At 61.3% G+C, this 7,343-nt stretch carries 5 protein-coding genes, 1 pseudogene and 2 riboswitches; of the genes and pseudogenes, 4 read left to right on the top strand and 2 right to left on the bottom strand.

The window, feature by feature from the left end:
* Positions 1-673 precede the first annotated feature (673 nt).
* Positions 674-1,660: a lipoyl synthase gene (gene lipA / locus CXY72_RS00395; RefSeq protein WP_104125762.1), complete on the bottom strand. Its 987-nt coding sequence runs from the start codon at positions 1,658-1,660 to the stop codon at positions 674-676.
* Positions 1,657-2,292: pseudogene (gene lipB / locus CXY72_RS00390) on the bottom strand (lipoyl(octanoyl) transferase LipB). The gene lipA and the pseudogene lipB overlap by 4 nt, the downstream one beginning before the upstream one ends.
* Before the next feature lie 747 nt (positions 2,293-3,039).
* A riboswitch (TPP riboswitch) is annotated at positions 3,040-3,143 on the top strand.
* A 114-nt stretch (positions 3,144-3,257) separates the two neighbouring features.
* On the opposite strand from lipB, the gene CXY72_RS00385 reads away from it, so the two are divergent.
* The 4 genes from CXY72_RS00385 (at position 3,258) to CXY72_RS00370 (ending at position 7,061) form a co-directional block, all read left to right on the top strand.
* Positions 3,258-3,950 carry a TenA family protein gene (locus CXY72_RS00385; protein ID WP_104125761.1) on the top strand — a complete coding sequence of 231 codons (693 nt, stop codon included), beginning with the start codon at positions 3,258-3,260 and terminating at the stop codon, positions 3,948-3,950.
* A 447-nt stretch (positions 3,951-4,397) separates the two neighbouring features.
* Positions 4,398-4,494, top strand: a riboswitch (TPP riboswitch).
* Positions 4,486-5,478, top strand: a complete 993-nt coding sequence (locus tag CXY72_RS00375) for a TenA family protein (RefSeq protein WP_233197567.1) — start codon at positions 4,486-4,488, stop codon at positions 5,476-5,478. It overlaps the preceding riboswitch by 9 nt.
* A 419-nt stretch (positions 5,479-5,897) precedes the next feature.
* Positions 5,898-6,065: a hypothetical protein gene (locus tag CXY72_RS19395; RefSeq protein WP_158252401.1), complete on the top strand. Its 168-nt coding sequence runs from the start codon at positions 5,898-5,900 to the stop codon at positions 6,063-6,065.
* Between the two features lie 681 nt (positions 6,066-6,746).
* Positions 6,747-7,061: a hypothetical protein gene (locus CXY72_RS00370; RefSeq protein WP_104125759.1), complete on the top strand. Its 315-nt coding sequence runs from the start codon at positions 6,747-6,749 to the stop codon at positions 7,059-7,061.
* The last annotated feature ends 282 nt before the right edge of the window (positions 7,062-7,343 follow it).

Raw genomic sequence — 7,343 nt, 5'->3', positions numbered from 1 at the left:
CCAGGTGTGATGCGATGAGTTTCTGTGCGACGTTGTATGCCACGGTAAGCTCCCTTACTCGATAGCGGCGCCCGCCGACATCCGTCGGTAACGAATCGGCCTCCAGGGCATTCCGCTCATCCCCAAGGTATGCCACTCGTGACGCTGGGGCCTAACCCTCCCAGGACAACGGACATCGTCCGGACCGGATGCGTGCTGTCGTTTCGTCACGTTCTCAACGTCGGGCTACCGGTCGGGTGGGGTCTTGGGCGGCGACGCAAACACCCGACCACGAAATCCTCCAGCTCGGCCAGGACCGCAGCAACTGCATCATCCTCATGACCTACATAACCGCTTTAAGTAATCTAGTGAAGCAAGCCTCTGACCGCCGAGGTGCATGGTCGACTGCACCCGTTCACTCACGGCCTTAGCGTGATGGATCCAATTGTTTCTGGGTGCAGTCCACCCGCCGTGCCGATCACTACTCGGCTGGCTCACGACCCTTTCAATCAGGACACTCTCGTTACGCTGAGTGCCCGACCTCAAGAGGCCGGGCAGTGTCGCCTTATACGACGCTGATGCCTTATGCATCAGGGGTTGGAGCCAATTGTGATCCGTAATGAGCCTGCGCTCTTTTAGCCCAAACGTCAACGAACACTCGGTACAAACGCCCGACTTCTGGCTCCCAAGTAATCTAGATGACCTGCGTGAAGCCGAGCGAAGCATCCGCCAGTGGTCTGAGGTGTTCGGGGACTTCTCGCCCCTTGGCCTGCATGGACTGTGCCCAGAGCCTGCCTGCCCGATACGATGATCGGATGAGCGGGCCGGCCAGCACCCCGAGAAATCCGATCTCCTCGGCTTCCGCTTTCAGCTCGATGAACTCCTCCGGATTCACCCAACGATCGACAGGCAGATGCCGCGCGGTCGGCCGGAGGTATTGTGTGATCGTCATGATGTCGGTGCCTGCGTCATGCAAGTCCTGCAAGGCCTGTGTGATCTCCGACCGTTCTTCTCCCATACCGAGAATGAGATGCGACTTCGTGATGAGCCCCGCGGCGCGCGCCTGGGTCAGAACATCCAAGGACCGCTCATAGCGAAATGCTGGCCTGATGCGCTTGAAAAGTCTCGGAACGGTTTCGACATTGTGCGCGAAGACCTCGAGCCTGGAGGAGAAGACCTCGCCGAGAAGGTCGGGTTTACCGGAGAAATCGGTGGCGAGAATCTCGACGCCGGTGCCGGGACTCTGTTGATGGATTTGCCTGACCGTCTCGGCGTGCAGCCATGCTCCCTCGTCTGGCAAGTCATCTCGGGCAACGCCCGTGATCGTGGAGTAGCGCAGATTCATCTTCACGACGGATTCCGCGACGCGCCTCGGTTCATCTGTGTCGTATTGTGCGGGTTTGCCCGTGTCGATCTGGCAGAAATCGCAGCGCCTGGTGCATTGCGAACCGCCGATCAGGAAGGTTGCTTCCCGATCTTCCCAGCACTCGAAAATGTTGGGGCAGCCGGCCTCTTGGCAGACAGTGTGCAGGTTTTCGCTTTTCACCAGGTCTTGTAGCTTGTGGTATTCGGGGCCCATCCTGGCGACGGTCTTGATCCACGCCGGCTTTCGATCAACAGGCGTTTCGGCATTGCGGATTTCAAGGCGGAGCAGCTTCCGGTCCGCTGGGACAGCGCTCATGCGGCCACCATCATTTCACTCATGAAGTGTGCCTTGATGGGGTCGCTCAGTTCGGTGGTGTGCACCGTGCGAACGAGAATGCGCGACATGGTCGTCACCCCGGCATCCTTGATCCCGCAGGCGATGATGTGATCGTACGGCTCAAGGGAGTTACTGCAGTTGAGGGCGAATCCATGCATGGTCACTCCTTCCGCTACCCGGATACCGATGGCCGCGATTTTGTCTTCCTGGCCGGTTGAACCGACTCAGACCCCGGAACGGCCAGGGACTCGGACGCTTGCGATACCGAACCCGGCCAGCACGTCGATCAGAATGCCCTCCAACCGTCGCACGTGGCCGACGACATCGACGGGCTCGGCGAGACGCAGGATCGGATATCCAACGAGTTGGCCGGGCCCGTGCCAGGTGATCTTGCCACCACGGTCAGTATGAATGACCGGCGTACCGTCCGTCGAACGTTCCTCCGGCTCGGTGTGTTTACCAGCCGTGTATACAGCTGGATGTTCCAAGAGAATGACGGTGTTCGCTCTCTCCCCAGAGACAACGGAACGATGGACTGCGCGTTGGAGCTCAAGGCCTTTAATATATGGCGCGGAGTTGGCGTTTAGCCCCGCGACGACAGAGTCGAGCATAAAAGATGGTCTATTAGGGCACGGCACATACTTGCTAATCCGATGACGCCGGGGTGGTGCGTCGCGGTGGGTGACGATGGGGTGTCAGATGGTTGTCGATATCAGCGGCATCATCGTGGCGAACACCGATGGTCGCGGACGAATGCGCGGGCCGGGGTCGTCACGTTGATCCTGGCTAGGTTGGTCGGCACGGTGCTGTCGACCGCGACATCCTCAACACGAGGTAGCCCTTTCCCCCGGTCGGGTGTGGTATTTAAGAGCTACTGGTGTGACCCCGCCGTGCCCGCTACTCGCTGCGATGGTTCTGCGGCGGGCGGACACGACCGAGGTGATCGGGACCAACCTGGCGGCGAAGGTCCGCAGTGATGGGTACCGCACGATCGTGGTCCGGTTGTCAAAACAGGGCGTGCGGCACGCCTACCGAGCCGATCCTGACATCCTGAACCGCGACGTAGGTGCACCTGGCCATGACGTTAGTGACTTAAGTGGTTGAAAAAGGGAGGCCCTCCGGTGCTTAGCGGAGATGTTCAACGTTTCACTTCGCAACGGAGGTCCTCAGGTCACACATTGATGCCAGGTTGAGCTCTTCGAGGAAGGGCTCTTCTGGTCGAAAGGATGTTGTCTGGTGAAGCGACGACCCACGATAGCGAGGGGGTGTTGACATTGTCTTGACAAGTTCGCGTCGGCGGCGAATCGCCTGTTCGCCTGTGGACTCACTCCCGATCAGCAACCACTGTGTACACTCGACCTGTACGACAGGGGAGCGCCGTGAAGGGGCGCTGAGAGTGCGCAAGCAGACCCTTGAACCTGAACTGGTTAGCACCGGCGGAGGAAGTCGTGTGGTGACCGTTCGCTTGTGAACATCCACCTATGCGTTCGCGCATGCGATTGCACCCGCCGGACATCCTCCCTGTCGACGCGCCCTGCCAAGGGCGGCAGCGCACAATCTTACAGAGGAGATGCTCATGACCGACGCTCACCGATTTGCACCCGGTACCGCCGCCATCGCCGTCGATCCGAACGGCCACATCGCGAAACTCCGCGCCGCGGTGGCTGAGGCGTGGGACGCTGCCGTCGACCACCGCTTCGTCAGGGAGCTCTCCGCCGGCACGATTGACGACGAGGTCCTCATCGGCTACCTCGTGCAGGACCACCAGTTCTTCGACACCTTCCTCTCCATGCTCGGAGCCTGTGTCGCCTGCGCGGACGAGGTGCCCGCCAAACTGCGTTTCGCCCGCCAGCTTGGCATGCTCGCGTCGGACGAGGAGGGCTATTTCCAGCAGTCCTTCGACGAGCTCAAAGTTCCCAAGTCCGAACGCATCGCACCTGAACTCACTTCCACCACTATCGCGTTCAGGCAGGCGATGACCGAGGCGACCCGATCACAGTCGTACCCTCACCTGCTCGTTATCCTCGTTATCGCTGAATGGCTCTACCTCGATTGGGGGGAGCGCGAGGCACAGATGCCCGAGCGCTTCGTCCACCGCGAGTGGATCGACCTCCACCGCGGCAGCGACTTCCAGGAGTGGGTGCAGTTCCTTGTCGACGAGCTGGATCGCGTCTTCCCCCAGGATTCTGCCGAGCGGGACCGCCTCGCCGCGGTGTGGGAGTACGTCGTCGACCTCGAACTCGCCTTCTTCGATACCGCTTACGCGTGAGGCGCGGGCCGGTGACGATCGTGGCCCGTCATCGAACTGAACGTTCACCGGAGATCGCGTGACCGAACCTGCGCGCTTCTGCCCGCTGTACCGCCAGCGCCCACACCTCATCGGGGACCGTCAACAGACCACGCTCAGGAACCCGGTCCTCATCGACGGCTTCGTCGTGCACCGGACTATGGAACAACATGCCAGTCGTCCACACGGGTACGGATACGCCGGCAGATCAAACTCCTGGGCACATTACGTCGAACGCGGAAGTCACCCGTGCAGACGACTTCGGACATTCACAGTTGCCTGGTGAGACGACACGATGGCGAGGACCCTGCGGCGGCGAAAAAACGCCACAACGGAGCCGGGCGCCGGTAACAGCCCCGTCAGGACCGTCCGAGGCGCGACCTTTTGTGCGGTGGGCGGAGCCGAGGGCACGGTGCAGCTGGTAGGTTGATGAGTGACGCGGGGTGCTGTGCTGGCACGGCTGAGATCACACCCGTTGAACCTGATCTAGGTCGTACTAGCGAAGGGAACGTCGCCGATGTCGACACCTTTTTCCGTCCCTGTTGTCCCTCTGGACGCTGCCGCTGTGGGCGAGGCCTTGGCCGCGATGCGCGGGCACGCCCCGCTGGTGGAGTGCCTGAGCAACGTCGCCGCCGTACGGGCCCCGCGCACCGGTTCCCTGCTGAAGGCCACCCGCCGGGCCGAGCCCTGGCTCACCGGCACCCTGCGGGTCGCTGACGCGCTTTACATCGGCCACGGACCCGGCGGCCCCCGTGCACCACTGCCACGACATCTGGAAAGACGAGAACGATTGGAAGGACAGCGAACGATGATCAGCCCACACACCACCATGCCCGGGACGATTCGCGACCACGACGACACCGGCGTTTTCAGCGCCGTGGCATGGCACCGAACGGCCACGGTCCGCGAGGCGATCGATGCGCTGCCGTTGCTGCACCAGCTGACCGACGCGACCTTATCGGAAGAGACGTTCCGGCACTACCTCGCCCAGGACGCGCTCTACCTGGCCGACTACGGCCGGGTCCTGGCTGCGGCCGCCGCTCAGGCCCATGCGTCGGAGGAAATGGCGTTCTGGGCGCAGGCCGCGCGGGAGGTGGTCGAGGTCGAGCGGCAACTGCACGCCGCCCATGTCACCGACCTCAACGCCGCCGAGCCCTCACCGACCACGGTTGCCTACACCTCCTACCTGTTGAGCCTCGCGACATTGGGAAACTACCCGGTCCTCGCGGCTGGGATCCTGCCCTGCTTCTGGGTCTACGACGTCGTCGGCACCCGGCTGAAGGCCACCATCGGTGACCTGAGCACGCACCCGTACGGGGACTGGATCGCCACCTACGGCGATCCTGACTTCACCGCCGCCACCGACACCGCCCGGGACATCGTGGACCACCTCGCCGACCAGGCCGACCCCGGCACAGTGGCGCGCATGCACACCGCGTTCCACCGAGCCACCCAGTACGAGTGGATGTTCTGGGACGCTGCCCACCGGCAGGAGACCTGGCCTATCTGACATCAATCTTCTGTGCGCCCATGCACACGCGCTCCGGCTCACCATGATCCTTCGAGAGCTGGCCGTCGCCTGGAGTCTCCTACCGCCCCGACGGCGTTGCCCGAACGGTCGTAGTCGGCCTGCGGGCTGATAAGGCTGCACGGTGCGCGCTGGCAGGTGCTCGGCGCGAGAAGCGCCAGCGCTTTCAGACACCACCTGCCCCGAAAGAGGCGCGTCCTGTCAGTCGATGAGTCTGGTGTCCGCTGTGAGGGCGTCAGTCAGGGTTAGGGTCACGCAGCCTCAAGACTCTTCTCATCATTACCGTCAGGGTTGGGTGAGGCCAGTAGCTCAGAGCAAGTCCGCCGTGTGGCGTAGGGCGAGAATCGGGAATCATCATCATGTCCAGTTCGTCTTTGAGCGCAGTGCGCGACGATAGTCCTATGAGTAGTCCCGGACCCCGAGCTGGTGGTCCGACCTCGCGAAGGTCGTTCACCCCAGCGCAGAAGCTTGCGTACCTGGCCGCGTATGACGCGGCCATCAAGAACAACGAGGGTGACGCGTATCTGCGCACCGAGGGGTTGTACTCCTCACAGATCACGGAGTGGTGAAAGCTTCGTGATGCGGGTGTTCTTGCGGGGAAGGAACCCGGGGAGAAGATTGGCCGGTTAACGCCGGAGCAAGCTGAAATCGCCCGGCTGCGCCGCCAGCTAAGCAAGACCGAGCAGCGCTTGGAAACGACGGGGGTGGCGTTGGAGATCATGTCAAAAATGCACGGGCTACTCGAAAGTCTTTCGAAGAGCTCGCGGGACGAAACACCGCGTGCGTTGCCGTAACGACCGCCTACCGCGAACTGGCCAGCCGAGGAATCTCGACTCGCGTCGCGGCCGACCTGGTCGGGATCCCGCGAGCGACCGCGACCCGAAAACCACGCATTCCGGTGACCGGGTCGGCTCCGATTTCGGCGAACAAGATCGGCGACAGCGACTGTCGGCAGATTCTGAACGTCGTGAATTCGGAGTCGTTCGTGGATTTGCCGCCGATCCAGATCTACGCGTAGCTGCTCGATGCCGGGACGTACTTGTGCTCAATTTCAACGATGTATCGGGTATTGAACGAGAACAAGCAGGTCAAGGACCGCCGCATCATCTATGTAGGTGGCTACACTCCGAGTGTCCTCACAATGCCGACCCTGGTCAACATTCAACGACTCGATAGTGCCCGTCTACATTCCCAGCAGACGCCCACCGACAGTTAACCTAGTGCTTACCTTGGGGGCGGAGGATGAAGTCATGATCACTATGACAGCCCTCGTGCGCCCCATCGAATCACTTTGCAGTTTCCCGGTACTTGGTCAAAATCTTCGCCGGCACTACGAACACACTTTGTTGTTCACGGATCAAATGTTTGTCATCTTCCCCGGCCTCGGAGCGGTCCTCGTGACCGAGCACGCCAACTACTATCGCTTCGATATCGTGGGAAATGATCAAGCAATTGCCGATCATCGCGTCATGAAGCTTGAGGCCTATGTTCTGAACGAAACGGGCGGCCACCGCATCCGATTTGACTGGGCCCAAGCAGCCCACGTCCCTGTTCCCTTCCGTTAGCCCATCACGTCGCGCGAAAGACTGACCGCCATCGCACCATCGACAACAATTTCAACGTATCAAGTCGTTAAACCGTAGGGCACACTGCCCACAAACGGGACCTTCAGAGAGGCCCACCCCAATGGTCTTTCGAGCGCGTGAGCTCCTCAAGGAGACTCACCGTTCTCTCATTAGCGTCTCGAATCCGGCGTGTGAACGCCGACTGAAAATGGGGCCATTTGTGCCAACTGAAAACAGGGCCACTTTCGTGTGGTTCTAGTGTGCCGTACTTGCGGCGGGTTG

This window comes from Cryobacterium sp. Y57, from assembly GCF_002929505.1.
In the GTDB taxonomy this organism is placed as follows: Bacteria; Actinomycetota; Actinomycetes; order Actinomycetales; family Microbacteriaceae; genus Cryobacterium.
Note: the sequence above shows the minus strand (reverse complement) of the source record. Positions and strands in the feature narration are given on the sequence as shown.